Here is a 15,358-nt window from a genome sequence, read left to right as displayed (position 1 = left end):
CTTATTCGAACGTGGCCAAAACATCGCCCTCATTTACGAAGTCTCCGATGGCCACCCTTAATTCGCCAATTTTTCCGCTGGCCGTACTTTCGATTGGAATTTCCATTTTCATTGATTCTAAAACGATGATTGTTTGTCCCTCGTTAACTTCATCACCCACGGCTACCAAAATATTAAATACAGTCCCTGCCATAGAAGATACGATTTCCTTCATTCCTGCTTCCTCCATCTCTTAATAACCTAGTTATTTGTTTTGTTACTGAGATATTCGTTCAATCGCTAACGTTTGCTCAAAAACGCAGTCGTATAATTCCCTTTCACAAACTGGGGATTATCCACTATTTCCTTGAATAGGAGCGCATTTGTTTTGATGCCGCTAATTTCCAGTTTTCCAAAAAAACTTCTGGCCCTGGATAGAGCTTCCTCCCTGCTGTCCCCGAAGAAAATGCATTTGGCTATCATTGGGTCATAAAAAGGAGTTACGGTATCTCCCTTGCCATACCCGGAGTCAATCCTGATCCCATCTCCTTCACTGAATGAAAATTCTTCTATCTTTCCGGGGGATGGGAGAAACTTCACTGGATCTTCCGCATATAGGCGAAACTCAATTGCGTGGCCAGATGAGGTAATCCCGTTTTGATTAACCGGAAGCGCTTCGCCGCGTGCAACCCTAATCTGCCATTCAACCAAATCGATTCCTGTTATTTCCTCTGTGACGGGGTGTTCAACCTGAAGCCGGGTGTTCATTTCCAGGAAGTAAAAATTCTCTTCTTCATCAAAAATAAATTCAATTGTCCCGGCATTCTTGTACTTGACTGCTTTCGCCGCTATGATAGCGGTTTCAAAAAGGTTTTGCCTTGTCCCTTCAGAGAGGAATGGAGACGGGCTTTCCTCAACCACCTTTTGATTCCGCCTTTGGACGGAGCAGTCCCTTTCAAATAGATGGACAATATTTCCGTGGCGGTCTCCAAAAACCTGAACTTCGATATGCCTCGCATTTTTAATGAATTTTTCCAAAAATACCCCATCAGAGCCGAAATAGGCTTTCGCTCTTGCCTTTATGGATGAAAAAGATTTTTCAAGCTCTTCCTCCCCGGAGCATTTAACCATACCTATTCCGCCACCGCCGCTGGACGCCTTCAGCATCACGGGGTAGCCGATTTTACCGGCAGCCGCAAGCGCTTCTTCAAGGGTTTCGATTCCCTCTGTACTCCCTGGAACCACCGGGACCCCTGCTTTTTCCATTGAGCTCCTCGAAGCAACCTTATCTCCCATTAGCCGGATTGTTTCTGGATCTGGACCAATAAATGTAATCCCTTCCTGCTCCGCCAGTTGGGCAAATTCCGCGTTTTCGGATAAAAAACCATATCCAGGGTGAATTCCATCCGCCCCCATCCGTTTCGCCAAATCGATAATCACGTCAGCCTGAAGATACGATTTTACGACGGGCGGTTCCCCAATCCGTACAGATTCTGTGGCCGCCTTAACATAAGGAAGGCCCTCGTCGGCATCAGAATAGACGGCAATTGTTTCAATTCCCATCCTCTCGCACGTTTTTATAATCCTTAGGGCAATCTCGCCCCTGTTCGCAATTAAAATCCTCCGCACACTATACCCCTTTCTTCCACTTTTCCCGATGAATGCTCTGGAATATTTTTTATGCAACACTTTTCCCATGAACCTGAAAGGCCCACATGCATGAAAGCGGATTCAGACTTTTTCAAGGATTAATAATTCCCTATACTATGTTTCTACCATATACTCTGAATATCCTGCAAATTTTGAAATTGCGATATTAATCTTAGGTGCAGAATTTTTTGTATTTTTGATATATAATAAGAGTGTCAAAATAAAAATAATACACATCTTCCCTGTTTCTTTCCTACGGAATTGAAATAAAGAGGGTATTTTTTAGGGGGTATCAACGTGCCGGGAAAAGTTGAAAAGCTTAAGGTCAATTACAAAACGCTGGAGGAATTTAAAAGGTTCAAAGAGTATGGAATCCAGGAGTTGTCCATGCTTGAGGACCTGGAAGCCAATATTATCGAAAATGATAGCCAATCGCCCTTTTATGGCATCTATTTCGGTGATAAACTGGTAGCGCGGATGAGCCTTTATAAGGTCGATTCAAAATTCGACCGCTACTTCGAGCCTGCTCAGACGTACCTTGAACTGTGGAAACTTGAGGTCCTTCCAGACTATCAAGGCAAAGGATACGGAACAGCACTCGTCAAGTTTGCCAAAGAGTACGGTTATCCAATTAAAACAAACCCTCGTGTCGATTCTAAAGGCTTTTGGGAAAAGCACGGCTTCACCGATGTTGTTTACGAGGTCGAAAGGGACCGTGGGGAAAACCCGCTTGTCTGGTATCCGGAAGGTGTAACCGCACAGCACCATTAATCCCCTCTATGAGTTGCTCCGCTAAAGATTGAGAAAGGCTGCATGATGTCCATGCAGCCCTTTTTCTTATTCGTTTTACTCAATTCGTTCCAGGTTTCCGAACTTATCGACCTGGAACTTCGCTTTTTGCTGAACCTGCAAAGACATTTCCTTGCCTGTTACCATTGCCCTGGCCTTATCGAGAATTTCCAATAGGGATTGGTAATCGTCTCTCACCTGGATTAGTTCTTTAAGCAGCCTCTCATTTTCATGTTCCAGCTCTTCAATCCTAGCGAGGCCTTGTTTATATCCATCCGCATTTGAAACCGAATTTCCTGCCGCCTCATAGAGCTGTCCCAAATAGGAAAGGATTGCTTTAAAATCATAGGGTGATCCACCCCCGGATCCACGGTTTTCTTCCTCTTTAGCCATGGGTACTGGAGGATCATTTTTTACCTCTTGAACACTCTGCTTTTTGCCTTCCTTACGCAGTTTCTTTGCGTGTTCAATCCCAGCCCTGTATTGTTTCCGGACATGGGAATTCCATCTGAATCCACAGGCTGCTGGAGTGCGGGAAAGCTGCCTTCCCACCTCTTCAAATGCCTGCAGTTGGGTGCCGCCTTCCCTAATATTCCTAAGAATCACCTCTGCTAGCAGCAAATCCTCATCCGCGGTCCATGCATCCTGGCGTGTCGAAGACATCCTTGCATCCCTCCTATCGTTTTACTCATACATATGCATGTAGTAGAAAAGATAGAATAGTACCTGCGGGATAGAATTGCTTGTTGTTTCAGCCTTTTTTTAGGAATGCGGCAACCTGGCGGTGATGCGCTTCGCTTTCCCAAAGTGTGGCACACATATCGACTTCTTTTTCAATCCTCTCACGCAGCCGGACTGCCTCCCATTTGGATATGAGTACACGTTTATAGGCTTCTAGAACCGCAGCCTCATGCCTAAGCATAGGGGCCAGAAATTTAATTCCTGCTTCTACAGGTTCACCATCAAAAACACTGTCGATAAACCCAGTTTCAGACAGTTCCTCAACGAGGCTGGGTTCCGCTTCCAATAACATCCTTAAAGCTGCTGGCCCGGGAATTTTCTCCGCAAGAATGGAGCTGCCTCCCCAGCCGGTAATGATCCCTTGTTTCGCTTGGATAAAACCCGCTTTAATTCCTTTTTTCGCTATCCGAAAATCACAGGCTGAGGCAAGTTCGCACCCTCCCCCGACGGCGGTTCCGTTAAGAATCGCAACGGTTGGCTTTGGTATAACTGAAAGGCCATAAAGGATTTCGGCCATTTTGGAGAGCATCGCAAAGGCTTCCTGTTTCGTATTAAGCGAATGAAATACCGACAAATCTCCTCCGGAACAAAAGGCAAGCTTTCCAGCCCCTGTTAAGGCAATCGCCTTAATGTCTTCCTTCCGTGCTTCTTGAATAAGCAAGGAAAGGCCATCCATGACCTTATAGTTGATGGCGTTCCGCTTTTCTTCCCTTTCAATCGTGAACAGGAGAATACCGCCATCCAATTTTTTTATCGAGTATGCCATCTAATTTGCCTCCCTGGGACACTTTATGTTTTACAATGCCTTGAATACGAAAAAAGCACAAGGGATGAATCCCTTGTGCTTGTTCGAACGGAAAATTAGTCGTTCACAACTTCTTTCCCTTTGTATGTTCCGCAAGCTTTGCAAATGCGGTGAGCAAGCTTCATTTCTCCGCAATTCGGGCATGCCACCATACCAGGAACATTTAGTTTAAAATGAGTGCGACGCTTTCTTTTCGCAGTTTTAGAAGTCCTTCTAAAAGGTACAGCCATTCTTCCCACCTCCTTAAAGAGTATTAAGAAAGTTATGAAGGCCAGATATGCTGGTTCTTCATTTTGCTTCTTTTGTGCCGATTATGAATCGGAAGATTTGTTGTCGTCAAAAAACTTGGCGAGTCCTGCAAGCCTCGGATCAATCCTATTGCTTTTGTCTTCCTCCTGGACAACTTCCCAATCCTTCCCGGATTGCGGAGCAGCCCCTTCGATGTTGGCATCATCGCAAAACACCTGGATTGGAACTTCAAGCAACAGAATTTCCTTGATAACAGACATTAAGTCTATGATATCCCCCTTAACCTGATGGGCTTCCTCTTCGGTTTCGGTTTCAAATCCAGAAAGATTGAAGAGGAATGTCTCAGTCGTTTCGACATCAACTGGATAATTCACATCAACTAATGTCCGTGAACAAGGCAGGACCAAATGGCCTTTTATTCTGATATGGAACACTGCCTTCGCAGACCCGATATCAGCCCGTCCCGTTACATGGATCGGGGAAACGCCTCTAATCGATGATTCAATTTCTTTGATATCATCAACGCGGACCATTTCATCAATTGACAATTCCTTATTCCGGCTTCTTTGCAGCTGGTTTATTGTCCATTTCATTTTCATCACCCCAAGGCAACAAAGGTAATTATAGCTCCCATAAAACCATTTGTCAATATTTTTTCTTTACACCTGCATAGGCTTGTACAAGCTGCTTTTTCTAAGGAAACTGTTACTATTTTTAGTTTAACCTTAAATAACACGCACAAACCTTTTCGCCTAAACTCGCATTTTACTGCGGAGCCTGGCTGATTTATTATAAACATATACATTTGTGACGGGGGGTTATTATTTGAAAGCGGTTGGAGTAGTAGTGGAGTACAATCCATTTCATAATGGGCATCTCTATCATCTCGAATCTGCCAAGGAAGTATCAGGTGCTGACATCGTCATTGCCGCCATGAGCGGAAACTTCCTGCAGAGGGGCGAACCTGCTCTGGTATCCAAATGGGCCAGGACGAAAATGGCATTATTGAATGGCGTGGATATTGTTTTTGAATTGCCCTACAAATTCAGCACCCAGAAGGCGGAGGCTTTTGCTTCAGGCGCTGTGTCAATTCTCGATGCGGCCGGCTGCTCATTCCTTTGTTTTGGCAGCGAATCAGGTGAAGCTCCCGCATTCGGAAAAACCGTTCAATTTCTAGAAAAAGAAAAGGCAGCCTATGACCTTTTAATTAAAAACTATATAAACACCGGGGTAAGCTACCCAAAGGCCGCTTCGCTGGCATTGCTCGGATTGAATCCTCCTCCGGACATCATCTCGTTGTCTGAGCCCAACAATATTCTTGGCTACCATTATGTGAAATCCATTGTTGAACAAAACAGTGCAATGAAACCCCTTACTGTAAGAAGGAAAAATGCAAATTATCATGATGAAGATTTTTCTTCAGCTACTATCGCCAGCGCGACCAGTCTAAGAAAGGCCCTGTTTTCAAACGGAGGAGACGGCGGAACAGCAGCAATCGAGCAATATATGCCTATCCCGTCCGTTAAAGTCCTAAATGAATATATCGAAGATTTCGGGAAACTTCATCAGTGGGAAACCTATTGGCAGCTTCTTAAATACCGTTTACTCCAAAGCACTCTCGATGAACTCCGCTCTGTTTATGAAGCAGAGGAAGGCCTCGAAAACAGGCTGATTGAAGCCGCTTTTAAGTCGGAAAACTTCCAAGAATTCATGGAACGCGTAAAAACGAAACGGTATACATGGACAAGGATTCAGCGGCTATGCACACATATATTGGTTAATGCCAAAAAAACAGAAATGTCGTCAGGAATCCAGCGTGCCGGTTATCTGCGGCTGCTCGGCATGACGACTCGGGGCAGGGAGTATTTAAACAAAAGGAAAGGGACCTTTCCCCTTCCTATCGTATCAAAACTCTCATCCTTTTCTGAATCGGAAATTGGGCTGGATATCCGGGCATCTGCCGCCTATTCCTTGGGCCTCCCGGGGAGCAAAGGACAAACTCTATTAAAAATGGAATACAGCCAACCGCCAATACTTATTGAAAAAAGGATGGAGCGCTAACGCCTCATCCTTTTCCTTTTTTTCGGTTTAAGCTTTTCTAGGTAGGCAACGGCCTCATCGAACGTGTCTACAGGCACGATCACCATGTCCGTCTTGATGTCCTTTGCTGTTTTGACCGCCGCGCGATAGTTCGAATCCTTTGCTCCTTTTTCATTAGGGGCAAAAAAATACTCTGCTCCAGCCTTGTCGGCGGCAACAATTTTCTGTTCAATTCCGCCGATCGGTCCCACAACTCCATCGGCTAACGTACCTGTCCCGGCAATTTGATATCCTTTCGTCAAATCCTCTTTTGTAAGCTGATTGTATATTTCCAAGGCGAACATCAGCCCAGCAGATGGCCCCCCTATTTCATCGGTTTTCACCTTTACTTTTGGGGAGACTATGATTTCCCTGTCATCAACAGGCTCGATCCCAATCCCGGCTTTTTCAGGGAGATCTTCAAAAGGTTTGAGCTTAAGGTTCTCTTTATGCTTCTTTCCATCCCGGGTATACACAAGTTCTACACTATCCCCCGCTTTTTTTGAAGCAAGGTGCTCGAAAAGCCCGTCCCTCGACTTCAGGGTTTTTCCATCCACGCTCATAAGCCGGTCTCCCGTCTCAAGCTTTCCCTCGGCAGGCATGCCTGGTACAATGCTCATTATATAGACGCCTTTATATCTGTATTCCACTGGAATTCCGGCTTTTTTATAGGCAGCCTCTATGGCATAGGTTTTGGAACTATCCATCAAATGGAGCTGCTTTGTGTTGTAATCCTTTTCGCTTTCACCCTTGCGAAGAATGTCCCCAATCGGGTAAATTTCCTGGTATTTGCTGAATTTGGCCAGCAGATAAGTATAGATATTTGCCTTTCCCATGCGAACGGTTGTAAGCATGAAGCTGCCTTCTTCGGGATGGCCCCCCTCCACGGTAATGATTGGCTCTAGCTCCTTTGCAAGCCCGGGTTTTGATACATAATAGGGCAATGTATAAAACATGCTTGCCACTATCAAGATTGCCGTGAGTACATAAGGGATTTTAAGATGTTTATTGTGCATTCTATTGCTGCTCCTTCCAGCGCCTAATGGCATCCTTGATTGGGCCTATTTGTTTTAGAGCCTCTTCCTCCCCTATTTTAATAATCTCATCTATATTGGTAAAGGCTCGAGAACTGAATCTGCCAACCTTGGGCCGAATCATGACATCCGACTCTATTTCACGGTTTTTAAGAAGTTCGGCCTGCATAATATCGATACTTTGCATAATTACATCATAAATGGAGTTAATTTCGGCATTTCTCTGAAAGCCTGAAACATCAACGGCAATGATAATATCCGCACCCATTTCCTTTACAACGGATACTGGTATTCTGTCCGCGACCCCTCCATCAACAAGCAGCCGCCCGTCAATTTTTTCTGGAATTAAAATGCCCGGTATGGATATGCTTGCCCTGACCGCCTCCGCAGCGGGACCCTTTTTAAAAACCACTTTTTCTCCACTCATTAAATCGGTAGCGACAATTGCAACGGGCAGGTCCAGTTCCTCAATCATTTTATTATGCGTAAAGAGCCTGATAAACTCTTTTACCCTCTTCCCGGCGATGAACCCCATTTTCGGGACCGCAAAATCAAGGAAATATTTCCGTTTGAAGGAAATGGATAATTTATAGAAACGTTCCAAATCAATTCCAGTTCCATAAAGGCAAGCAACAAGCGCGCCCATGCTGCTCCCAGCTATCATGTCTATCGGAATGCCCTCATCACGCAAAACCTTCAAAACCCCCAAATGCGCAAATCCTCGGGCTCCCCCCGAGCCTAACGCCAATCCTACTTTTGGAGCCATAGCGACCTGCCTCCCCGGCTAAAACTTCCTTTCTATTCTCGAAAAATCCTTTTTCCACACTTCTTTTTGACATTTCAGCCATGTGAAAATCTCCTACAATCTTATGGTCTAAATCACCATTCTATGAGTATATTGTGTTACAGGGACAAGGCTTATGCTATTGGCTTTTTCTGTCCGAAACCCGCTGATTGATTTTATGAGAATGAATTTTTTGTATTCTATTTCTCCTTTTTGCAACTATACCATCGACTTCGTTTTTTGAAGGAGGCCAGTCATGTCCCGTTCAAAAGTAAAAACAATTCTCCTTGCAGCTTCGGTTACCATTATGGCAGCTTCTTTAATCGCTTTTCCTCAGGAATCGTTTTCAGCATCCGTTCGGGGCCTGAATATGTGGTGGAAAATTGTATTTCCTTCCTTGCTTCCTTTTTTCATTATATCGGAAATGCTGATTGGCTTTGGAGTGGTAAAATTCATTGGTGTCCTGCTGGAACCCTTAATGAGGCCACTTTTTAAAGTGCCAGGGGTCGGAGGCTTCGTATGGGCCATGGGCATGGCATCCGGTTACCCCGCCGGGGCGAAGCTTACCGCTAGGCTAAGGCAGGAGGGGAGCCTTACACGAATTGAAGCGGAAAGGCTGGCTTCGTTCACCAACTCCTCTAATCCCCTCTTTATTTTCGGAGCTGTTTCGGTAGGCTTTTTCCACAATCCTCAGCTTGGAGTAATTCTCGCTATTTCCCATTACCTTGGAAATATAGCTGTAGGCCTGCTTATGAGATTTTATGGGAAAGATGAACATAGGACAAGGAGCGGCCGCCACAAAAAATTTAAAATCAGAGCAGCCCTTGCCGCTTTGCACAGGACACGGATAAAAGACAATAGGCCCATTGGGAAGCTGCTGGGGGATGCCGTTACTTCTTCTATCCAGACACTTCTTATGATTGGCGGTTTTATCATATTGTTTTCTGTTGTAAACAAGCTTCTTTTTCACCTGCACATAACCGCCTTTCTAGCAAAAGGGGTCGATTTACTGTTCACATCCATCGCCTTTCCGGAAATGCTAAGCATTCCTTTTATTTCAGGCCTGTTTGAAATTACACTAGGGAGCCAGCTAACCAGCCAGGTACAGGAAGCAACGCTTAGACAACAGGCAATCATTACGAGCTTTATTCTCGCATTCAGCGGCTTCAGTGTTCAAGCTCAGGTTGCGAGCATCCTTGCACAAACGGATATCCGGTTTAAGCCCTTTTTCTTTGCCAGGATTATGCATGGGTGTTTTGCCGGAGCATTCTCATTATTATTGTGGGAACCTTTCTATTCCAGGTTTTCTGAATCAACCGCCCCGCTAGATGCGGTTCCAGTGTTCTTTCAAGGGGAGACTTTGCTGCTGGCCAATTCCTATTCACTGCTAATGGATGCCGGCCCGCTAATTACCCTAACCGCACTGGCCATTTACATAGCCATTTTATTTAGCAGGCAATCACGGGGCCTGTAAAATCCGATCATGTAAACGAAAGGATTTGAAAAAGCCGGGCGCTTGATGGCCCGGCTTCATTCATTTATTTATAGGTCAAATTTCTTTATTAAGGCCGCTTCAACAAATGGAGGTACCAGCTCTGATATCTTCCCACCATATTTGGCGACTTCCTTAACAATACTGGAACTAAGGAAAGAATATTGATTATTGGTCATGATGAAAAATGTTTCGATATTTTCATTAAGGACCCTGTTCATCGATGTGATCTGCATTTCATATTCAAAATCGGAAACTGCCCTTAGCCCACGGATGATAGCTCCGGCATTCACGCTTTTTGCATAATCGACAAGCAGCCCCTGAAAGGAGTCAACTTTTACATTTTTTAAATCTTTCGTTACCTCGTGTATAAGTGAAATCCGTTCCTCAACTGAAAACAACGGATTTTTCGAGGAATTGTTCAGGACAACAACGTACACCTCATCAAAAACCCTTGCACCTCTTCTAATAATATCGAGATGGCCATATGTAACCGGATCAAAGCTGCCCGGACAAACTGCTATGCTAGCCATTTTCATTCTCCTCCTGAACCGAATGGGGATAAGCATAAATAGTTATAGCAATAATTCCGTAAATCTCACTTTTTATTTTTTCAAGGCTTCCAACATGATCAGGCAAAGCAACATCCTTGCTATGCTCACATACAATCATTCCTCCATCATTCAGCCTGCCTCCCGAAACAATCTGTTCAAGAAGTGAAACGAGCTGCTGTTTCTTGTAAGGAGGATCAAGAAAAATACAATCAAAAGATAATTCCCGTTTCATTAACGCCTTTATGGCCCTTTCGGCATCCGTCCGGAAAACTTCGGTCTTGTCCTCAAGGGAACATACCTTAACATTTTCTTTAATCGTCATAACCGCTTTTGGATCTCTGTCAACAAAAATAACTTTATCAAATCCCCTGCTCAAGGCTTCTATCCCAAGCCCACCGCTCCCAGCAAAAAGGTCCAGTCCCTTCCCGCCCGTAAAATAAGGGCCAATCATATTGAAGATGGCTTCCTTCACTTTATCGGTCGTTGGCCTAGTTCCAGTGCCAGGTACAGCTTTTAGCTGGCGGCCTTTGCACATTCCTGATACGACTCTCATCGATTATCACCGCAAATTCGTATATACTTTTGTCCATAATCCTAACACAATTGGCCCAAGCAGCCAAATCAAATTTATAGCAAGCGATTTTTAAGGCATAAAATTTTTAAGGTAAAGTGTGTATAACCTTCCCATCAATGGAAATAATGGTACTAACAACATCAATTCGAGGATGTTGTTGCCAACCGCAGAGAAGACTTACGTTTCCCCATAAGTTCTTCCTCCGGTTTCTCCTCTCCCTTTGCCTTCTGTCCCTGTTGGGATATAGAAGGACCCTGCAGGTTTTCCTGCAGGGTTTTTTTCTTTTTCCAAAATTGGCGTTATGCTAATGTAAAGGAAAGAAAACAAAGGGAACATAGAAAAGGGGCGTACAGTGTGATACAGCGTTTCATCGAACTTGGCAGTGGGTACGGGGATATTTATGAATTGATTGCAATTGCAGAAACAAATTCTCACCGAATCAAGCATACGCTTGCACTGCATACGGTAATCAACCAAAGAGAAGTAACATCAGTGGCAATCATCTTAAATCCCGCTGGGGAAGGAAAATTCCAGCCTATTTACATTTGCAGGGAAGGAATCCCAAATCCACGGATCTTGCCGAGCAAAAGGTATTCCCTTTTTGAGGAAACGGCTAACAGACTAGGAAATACAATATGCGAATTATCTATCAAACCATCCCCCTTTTTTGCGGAACCGGAGCTTTACTATCAGCAGCTAATCGGCATTCTCCGCCTTAACCACTTCCTCCCCCCGCTCAATTAATAGGAGTGGAGGCAAGAACAAAATGCGCAAGCACCTTCGCGACAGGCAAAGAACGCCTGTCCCTGCGATGATTATTCTAAGGAGCTTTCCTTAGTGGTCAGCCCCGACCAGCATAAGACGGGGCCAGCAGGACATTGAATGTCATCCCCGAATTCGCCCACGCACGAAGGAAATGCGAGCACAAAGGAAGGCTTCAGCGAACTTACATCGCACGAAATTATGCGGCAGCATAATTGAGGATTTCCGAGGACGGGCCTGCCCTCCGGAGGGAACCGGCTTATGACCTCGAGGGGCTAGGCGCTCCTCGAAAAAGCTAACGCTTTTTCTTCGTGCGAGGTTAATGCTTCCGAAGCTTATTCTGGTGGAGCTGGATTAATATAACTCATTTCGAGTTATTTACAATGATCTATTATAAAATTTCCTAGAGAATACAAAAAGTGAGGGAAACTGCCCCTCACTTTATCGCAATCTTAAATACCCATTTTATAATCGTATTCCTTGGCCTTATCAGGTGCCGAGTTTTCATATTCCATTTTAACAAATGGTTTGTAGGAAGGCTCCACTTTTTTCACAAAGGAGTACGACTGCAATTTTTCCATGATTGTCTCAATTTCATTTTGGTTGCAGTAGATGACAGCATATTTAAGCTTTTTGGAAACATAATGGACATTTCCGAACCTTCTCAGCATTTTGGCCTGCTTTAACGTATAAAGCCAAACCACTAAACCTTGCCTTTGCCCAAACATATATTTTTTCCCCTTCATAATCGGTGTTTCTTATTAGTCTAGCATATAAAAACATGTTAAATCAATCGGACGGGCAACAAGAATGGGTAAACTTCAGAATATAATAGAAAGAATATGATATTCCGGAGAGGAGATCTGCCAATGGAGCTCGATTCCATTTATGATATTTTTGTTAAAAAGGCAGGCGGTTTGCCTGGGGTAGCCTCGATTGAAATGAAGAAAATTGCCGGCATTCCATTTCTCTTTATTTATCCAGCTGAAACTGGTACCCGCAACGGTATTGAGAAAGGCTTGCGGCTTTGCTCCTCTGAAACAATGAAAGGTAAAAGGCTCAGCAGCGAAACTGTTTTTGTCAGATCCGACGCCAGCTTTCTTGTCTTTCGCCACCGTTTTTTCGTTCCCCAGCGAAAAATGTTTTGCTGCGGGAATCTATGCTTGGACTGTGTCCGATTTGTACCGGATCGTTTTTTTTAGAGTAGCCGTGCTTTGACGGTGCTGTGGGGTATGAACAAAGACAAAAAAGGGCCGGCTTTTGCCGGCCCGCAATCTTGCATTTTAGCTCAATGAATTGAATTGCCTCCTAGCAACCGCAGCCTCCCCCAGTACCACAGCTGCCGCCGCAGCTTGAACCGGTGTCAAAAAACGGATTGCCTGTTGGGACTTTTATATGTTTTGAAACGGATGCACCTACAAGGACGCTGATTTCATCAAGGAGGGCTTGGAGATCATTTTCAGCCCTCTTGAATTCGGCAACCCTCTCATCAAGGTCCATCTCGCGTTTCGCTTCCCTGATTTGCATCATGATGGTTTTGTAATCAGGATGGTATTTGCCGAATCGCTGAACCTCATCATAAAGGTCCTTCAATTTCACAAAACGCGAAATTTTATTTTGGGATTCACGGCTTGTACGCAATTTATATAAACAATGCCGATACTGCTCGGCAACGTCGGATTCTATAACCATTTTGCCTAAGTGCTCGGCATTTTCAAGCAATTCAACTCTTTCAGTAGTCGCGATCAAAATTCGCCCACCTCCACTGCCATTTTACCATGAAGACAGGGAAAAGGTGAAATCTTTCCGTTGTTACCCATTGTTTTCCCACTTTAAAGAAGAATAATTAAGTTACTAGTTCGAATTTTTCATGCTTTGGAGCATCTGAAACATCATTGAAGCCATTTGTACCCCATTGGAAAACTTTGCAACCCTGTGTGGGATTGTTTTCTCGTAGTAGTATAAGGAGGCTGTTTCGAATGCTTCCAAATCCTGTGGATTCCGCGACAGTTTCCTATACCAAAGCGGCTGGTCCCTGAGGAATTTTTTTAAATCCGTTCTTCCCTCAATATAATCCATCACTTCCATCCTCATTTGCTTCCCCCCAATCAGTCTTTACGGAATGGAAATGGCTGCGGCGGAATGGTTTCCTGATGCGATGCCCGCTGCTGAGGGGGAGGACTGCTTTGAAACTGGCCGATCAGCCCCTGAATTGCACCAAGTGCCTGGCTTAGATTGTAGAGATGCCCCTGCAATTGAGCCGCGTCCATTTTTTTTGCCATATTCATAAAATTTTTAACAAGTTCAGCCTTCCCCCCTTCTTCTTTTGTTTTATCTGCGGCAGTCTCTTGTGATTCTAATGAATTCTTCCAACGCGGATCATCTTCTCCAAGCAAGTACCATTCCTCATACAATTGCTGCCATGTCGCATTCCCATCCCTTACTTCCTTGGCAATATGAGGATTGTTCGTAACAAATTCCTTGAACTTGTTTACAGAAGGATGCAGCTTTTCTCCCGCCATTGGTACTTCCCCTCCTTTTTTTACATGCCTATATTACGATATGTGCAAAAAAGCGGTTGGTGATGGCCCAATTATTAAAACTATAAAAATTTTGTTCGAGATGGTACTATTTAGGGGAGAAAAGGAGAGAACAACTTGAAAAATGAACTGGAACAGCTTTTGAAAGAGTATATGGAGAATGCGGACGAAACAGACCTAAAGGCATTGGAACATGTCATAAGAGGGATGAAAAAAAAGCTTGAAGGGAAATCTTCCACGTATATTGGCGGAATGCTGCATTATGAAAAAACACCTGATGATTCCATTTGGGAGGTAACCATTCCAATCAATCCCGCCCTCTACAATTCCTTGGGGATTGTCCACGGAGGCATCACGGCAACATTGGCCGATTCGGCAATGGGGACACTCGCAAATACGCTCGTACCTGCGGGCTTCGGGGCTGTCACATCCCAATTAAATATCCATTACCTCGCACCTGGAATTGGTGATACACTCCGCTGCAGGGCTGAAATCGCCCATCATGGGAAAAACACTATGGTTGTCAGCGCCGAGGTGTTTCGGAAAGACGGCAAAAAGGCAGCACAAGCCACAGGCAGTTTCTTTGTTGTTGAAAAGAAGGTAAGCAGCGGAGAGTGATTTATTGATGGTTACAGCAATCCTAATTCCTATCATTTGCCTCTACTTCTTATGGCTGACCCTAAAGGAAGCTAAAGAGAATGAAAAAAGGTGGCTTCAAACTGCAACAGCAAACGAAGAGGCAGTTGTAAATGGCACGATAACATCCATTTTCCAGGAGAAGCAACGTTTTTATTATCATCGCTACATAATTGTCCAGGAGCTGATGATTAAGGCGGATATGGGGCAGATCAAGGCAAAAATCATTACCCCCCTGACAAAGGTAGCGGCCATCAAAGATTATCGGGTTGGCCAGGAGCTCCGAATCTATGGCAGCTGGGAAAAAAACTGGTTTCATGCCAACAGGGTTGAAGCTGCCGATCAAGGGAGCAAGATGCGCAAGCGCCTTCAGGACAAGTAAAAAACATTTGTCCCTGCGATGATTATTTTCGGGAGATTTCCCTAGTTGTCAGCGCCGAACAGATTAAACCGGTTCCTGCAGGACACTGAAGGGCATCCCTGAATTCGCCCACGCACGAAGGAAATGCGAGCACAAAGGAAGGCTTCAGCGAATTTACATCGCACGAAATTATGCGGTAGCACCAAGGAAAAACATCCGTGAATAATCCTCGCACGAAATTATGCGGTAGCATAATTGAGGATAATTGAGGATAATTGAGGATTATTGAGCATTTCCGAGGACGGGCCTGCCTTCCGATAAAAAGGAGG

Annotated in this window: 21 protein-coding genes; 7 read left to right on the top strand and 14 right to left on the bottom strand. The window is 44.5% G+C overall.

The features are described 5' to 3' along the window. Position 1 precedes the first annotated feature (1 nt). Together AR337_RS00435 and AR337_RS00430 are read right to left on the bottom strand one after the other, a co-directional pair. Positions 2-214 (bottom strand): acetyl-CoA carboxylase biotin carboxyl carrier protein subunit, encoded by a 213-nt coding sequence (locus AR337_RS00435; protein ID WP_059170040.1) that lies wholly within the window; start codon positions 212-214, stop codon positions 2-4. Between the two features lie 65 nt (positions 215-279). Further along, the gene (locus tag AR337_RS00430; RefSeq protein WP_059170039.1) at positions 280-1,608 is read right to left on the bottom strand and encodes an acetyl/propionyl/methylcrotonyl-CoA carboxylase subunit alpha; all 1,329 of its coding nucleotides are present in this window, start codon (positions 1,606-1,608) and stop codon (positions 280-282) included. A 318-nt stretch (positions 1,609-1,926) separates the two neighbouring features. Between AR337_RS00430 and AR337_RS00425 the strand changes: the two genes are divergently transcribed. After that, positions 1,927-2,400 carry an N-acetyltransferase gene (locus AR337_RS00425; RefSeq protein ID WP_059170038.1) on the top strand — a complete coding sequence of 158 codons (474 nt, stop codon included), beginning with the start codon at positions 1,927-1,929 and terminating at the stop codon, positions 2,398-2,400. Between the two features lie 75 nt (positions 2,401-2,475). Here the strand turns inward: AR337_RS00425 and AR337_RS00420 are convergent, their stop codons facing one another. The 4 genes from AR337_RS00420 to AR337_RS00405 form a co-directional block, all read right to left on the bottom strand. Continuing rightward, positions 2,476-3,081, bottom strand: coding sequence for an RsfA family transcriptional regulator (locus tag AR337_RS00420; protein ID WP_059170037.1), 606 nt, complete (start codon positions 3,079-3,081; stop codon positions 2,476-2,478). 88 nt (positions 3,082-3,169) lie between these two features. Then, positions 3,170-3,925 (bottom strand): enoyl-CoA hydratase/isomerase family protein, encoded by a 756-nt coding sequence (locus tag AR337_RS00415; protein WP_059170036.1) that lies wholly within the window; start codon positions 3,923-3,925, stop codon positions 3,170-3,172. A 95-nt stretch (positions 3,926-4,020) separates the two neighbouring features. Beyond that, the gene (gene rpmF, locus AR337_RS00410) at positions 4,021-4,194 is read right to left on the bottom strand and encodes a 50S ribosomal protein L32 (RefSeq protein WP_053366094.1); all 174 of its coding nucleotides are present in this window, start codon (positions 4,192-4,194) and stop codon (positions 4,021-4,023) included. 81 nt (positions 4,195-4,275) lie between these two features. After that, a complete protein-coding gene (locus tag AR337_RS00405; protein WP_059170035.1) occupies positions 4,276-4,806 on the bottom strand; it encodes a DUF177 domain-containing protein in 531 nt (176 codons plus the stop codon). Between the two features lie 232 nt (positions 4,807-5,038). Between AR337_RS00405 and AR337_RS00400 the strand changes: the two genes are divergently transcribed. Then, positions 5,039-6,274 carry a nucleotidyltransferase gene (locus AR337_RS00400; RefSeq protein ID WP_059170034.1) on the top strand — a complete coding sequence of 412 codons (1,236 nt, stop codon included), beginning with the start codon at positions 5,039-5,041 and terminating at the stop codon, positions 6,272-6,274. On the opposite strand, the gene AR337_RS00395 is transcribed toward AR337_RS00400, so the two are convergent. Both AR337_RS00395 and AR337_RS00390 read right to left on the bottom strand, forming a co-directional pair. Beyond that, positions 6,271-7,308, bottom strand: a complete 1,038-nt coding sequence (locus tag AR337_RS00395) for a SepM family pheromone-processing serine protease (protein ID WP_059170033.1) — start codon at positions 7,306-7,308, stop codon at positions 6,271-6,273. The genes AR337_RS00400 and AR337_RS00395 overlap by 4 nt on opposite strands. Position 7,309: 1 nt before the next feature. Further along, a complete protein-coding gene (locus tag AR337_RS00390) occupies positions 7,310-8,092 on the bottom strand; it encodes a patatin-like phospholipase family protein (RefSeq protein ID WP_059170032.1) in 783 nt (260 codons plus the stop codon). Positions 8,093-8,366: 274 nt separating this feature from the next. Here AR337_RS00390 and ylbJ point away from each other — a divergent pair, with 274 nt between their 5' ends. Continuing rightward, complete coding sequence (gene ylbJ / locus AR337_RS00385) at positions 8,367-9,584, top strand: sporulation integral membrane protein YlbJ (RefSeq protein ID WP_059170031.1); 1,218 nt, start codon at positions 8,367-8,369, stop codon at positions 9,582-9,584. A 68-nt stretch (positions 9,585-9,652) separates the two neighbouring features. Here the strand turns inward: ylbJ and coaD are convergent, their stop codons facing one another. Then, the gene (coaD, locus tag AR337_RS00380; protein ID WP_059170030.1) at positions 9,653-10,135 is read right to left on the bottom strand and encodes a pantetheine-phosphate adenylyltransferase; all 483 of its coding nucleotides are present in this window, start codon (positions 10,133-10,135) and stop codon (positions 9,653-9,655) included. After that, positions 10,128-10,709 carry a 16S rRNA (guanine(966)-N(2))-methyltransferase RsmD gene (gene rsmD / locus AR337_RS00375; RefSeq protein WP_059170029.1) on the bottom strand — a complete coding sequence of 194 codons (582 nt, stop codon included), beginning with the start codon at positions 10,707-10,709 and terminating at the stop codon, positions 10,128-10,130. Before rsmD ends, coaD begins: the two co-directional genes overlap by 8 nt. Before the next feature lie 375 nt (positions 10,710-11,084). Here rsmD and AR337_RS00370 point away from each other — a divergent pair, with 375 nt between their 5' ends. Further along, positions 11,085-11,474 carry a hypothetical protein gene (locus tag AR337_RS00370; protein WP_059170028.1) on the top strand — a complete coding sequence of 130 codons (390 nt, stop codon included), beginning with the start codon at positions 11,085-11,087 and terminating at the stop codon, positions 11,472-11,474. 470 nt (positions 11,475-11,944) lie between these two features. On the opposite strand, the gene AR337_RS00365 is transcribed toward AR337_RS00370, so the two are convergent. Further along, a complete protein-coding gene (locus AR337_RS00365; protein ID WP_059170027.1) occupies positions 11,945-12,220 on the bottom strand; it encodes a YlbG family protein in 276 nt (91 codons plus the stop codon). Positions 12,221-12,361: 141 nt separating this feature from the next. Here AR337_RS00365 and AR337_RS00360 point away from each other — a divergent pair, with 141 nt between their 5' ends. Further along, positions 12,362-12,694, top strand: a complete 333-nt coding sequence (locus tag AR337_RS00360; RefSeq protein ID WP_059170026.1) for a hypothetical protein — start codon at positions 12,362-12,364, stop codon at positions 12,692-12,694. A gap of 106 nt (positions 12,695-12,800) precedes the next feature. On the opposite strand, the gene AR337_RS00355 is transcribed toward AR337_RS00360, so the two are convergent. The 3 genes from AR337_RS00355 to AR337_RS00345 all read right to left on the bottom strand — a co-directional run bounded on the left by AR337_RS00355 (position 12,801) and on the right by AR337_RS00345 (position 14,014). Continuing rightward, positions 12,801-13,241, bottom strand: a complete 441-nt coding sequence (locus AR337_RS00355) for a YlbF family regulator (protein ID WP_059170025.1) — start codon at positions 13,239-13,241, stop codon at positions 12,801-12,803. Positions 13,242-13,346: 105 nt separating this feature from the next. Next, a complete protein-coding gene (locus AR337_RS00350; protein ID WP_059170024.1) occupies positions 13,347-13,586 on the bottom strand; it encodes a YlbE-like family protein in 240 nt (79 codons plus the stop codon). A 14-nt stretch (positions 13,587-13,600) separates the two neighbouring features. Further along, on the bottom strand, positions 13,601-14,014 hold the full coding sequence (locus tag AR337_RS00345; protein WP_059170023.1) for a YlbD family protein: 414 nt from the start codon (positions 14,012-14,014) through the stop codon (positions 13,601-13,603). A gap of 135 nt (positions 14,015-14,149) precedes the next feature. On the opposite strand from AR337_RS00345, the gene AR337_RS00340 reads away from it, so the two are divergent. Beyond that, on the top strand, positions 14,150-14,650 hold the full coding sequence (locus tag AR337_RS00340) for a PaaI family thioesterase (RefSeq protein ID WP_156424267.1): 501 nt from the start codon (positions 14,150-14,152) through the stop codon (positions 14,648-14,650). Positions 14,651-14,654: 4 nt separating this feature from the next. After that, positions 14,655-15,050, top strand: coding sequence for a hypothetical protein (locus tag AR337_RS00335; RefSeq protein WP_059170022.1), 396 nt, complete (start codon positions 14,655-14,657; stop codon positions 15,048-15,050). Positions 15,051-15,358: the final 308 nt, after the last annotated feature.

This window comes from Bacillus sp. FJAT-27445, from assembly GCF_001510665.1.
GTDB lineage: Bacteria > Bacillota > Bacilli > Bacillales > Cytobacillaceae > Bacillus_D.
The sequence above is the reverse complement of the archived record's forward strand: the minus strand, read 5'-3'. Positions and strand labels throughout refer to the sequence as shown.

Excerpts from the sequence above, each read along its gene's own strand:
- AR337_RS00405 (WP_059170035.1), bottom strand. The coding sequence starts at position 4,806 with ATGAAATGGACAATAAACCAGCTGCAAAGAAGCCGGAATAAGGAATTG.
- AR337_RS00390 (WP_059170032.1), bottom strand. The coding sequence starts at position 8,092 with ATGGCTCCAAAAGTAGGATTGGCGTTAGGCTCGGGGGGAGCCCGAGGA.
- ylbJ (WP_059170031.1), top strand. The coding sequence starts at position 8,367 with ATGTCCCGTTCAAAAGTAAAAACAATTCTCCTTGCAGCTTCGGTTACC.
- AR337_RS00435 (WP_059170040.1), bottom strand. The coding sequence starts at position 214 with ATGAAGGAAATCGTATCTTCTATGGCAGGGACTGTATTTAATATTTTG.
- coaD (WP_059170030.1), bottom strand. The coding sequence starts at position 10,135 with ATGGCTAGCATAGCAGTTTGTCCGGGCAGCTTTGATCCGGTTACATAT.
- AR337_RS00395 (WP_059170033.1), bottom strand. The coding sequence starts at position 7,308 with ATGCACAATAAACATCTTAAAATCCCTTATGTACTCACGGCAATCTTG.
- rpmF (WP_053366094.1), bottom strand. The coding sequence starts at position 4,194 with ATGGCTGTACCTTTTAGAAGGACTTCTAAAACTGCGAAAAGAAAGCGT.
- AR337_RS00360 (WP_059170026.1), top strand. The coding sequence starts at position 12,362 with ATGGAGCTCGATTCCATTTATGATATTTTTGTTAAAAAGGCAGGCGGT.
- AR337_RS00350 (WP_059170024.1), bottom strand. The coding sequence starts at position 13,586 with ATGAGGATGGAAGTGATGGATTATATTGAGGGAAGAACGGATTTAAAA.
- AR337_RS00345 (WP_059170023.1), bottom strand. The coding sequence starts at position 14,014 with ATGGCGGGAGAAAAGCTGCATCCTTCTGTAAACAAGTTCAAGGAATTT.
- AR337_RS00415 (WP_059170036.1), bottom strand. The coding sequence starts at position 3,925 with ATGGCATACTCGATAAAAAAATTGGATGGCGGTATTCTCCTGTTCACG.
- rsmD (WP_059170029.1), bottom strand. The coding sequence starts at position 10,709 with ATGAGAGTCGTATCAGGAATGTGCAAAGGCCGCCAGCTAAAAGCTGTA.
- AR337_RS00365 (WP_059170027.1), bottom strand. The coding sequence starts at position 12,220 with ATGTTTGGGCAAAGGCAAGGTTTAGTGGTTTGGCTTTATACGTTAAAG.
- AR337_RS00420 (WP_059170037.1), bottom strand. The coding sequence starts at position 3,081 with ATGTCTTCGACACGCCAGGATGCATGGACCGCGGATGAGGATTTGCTG.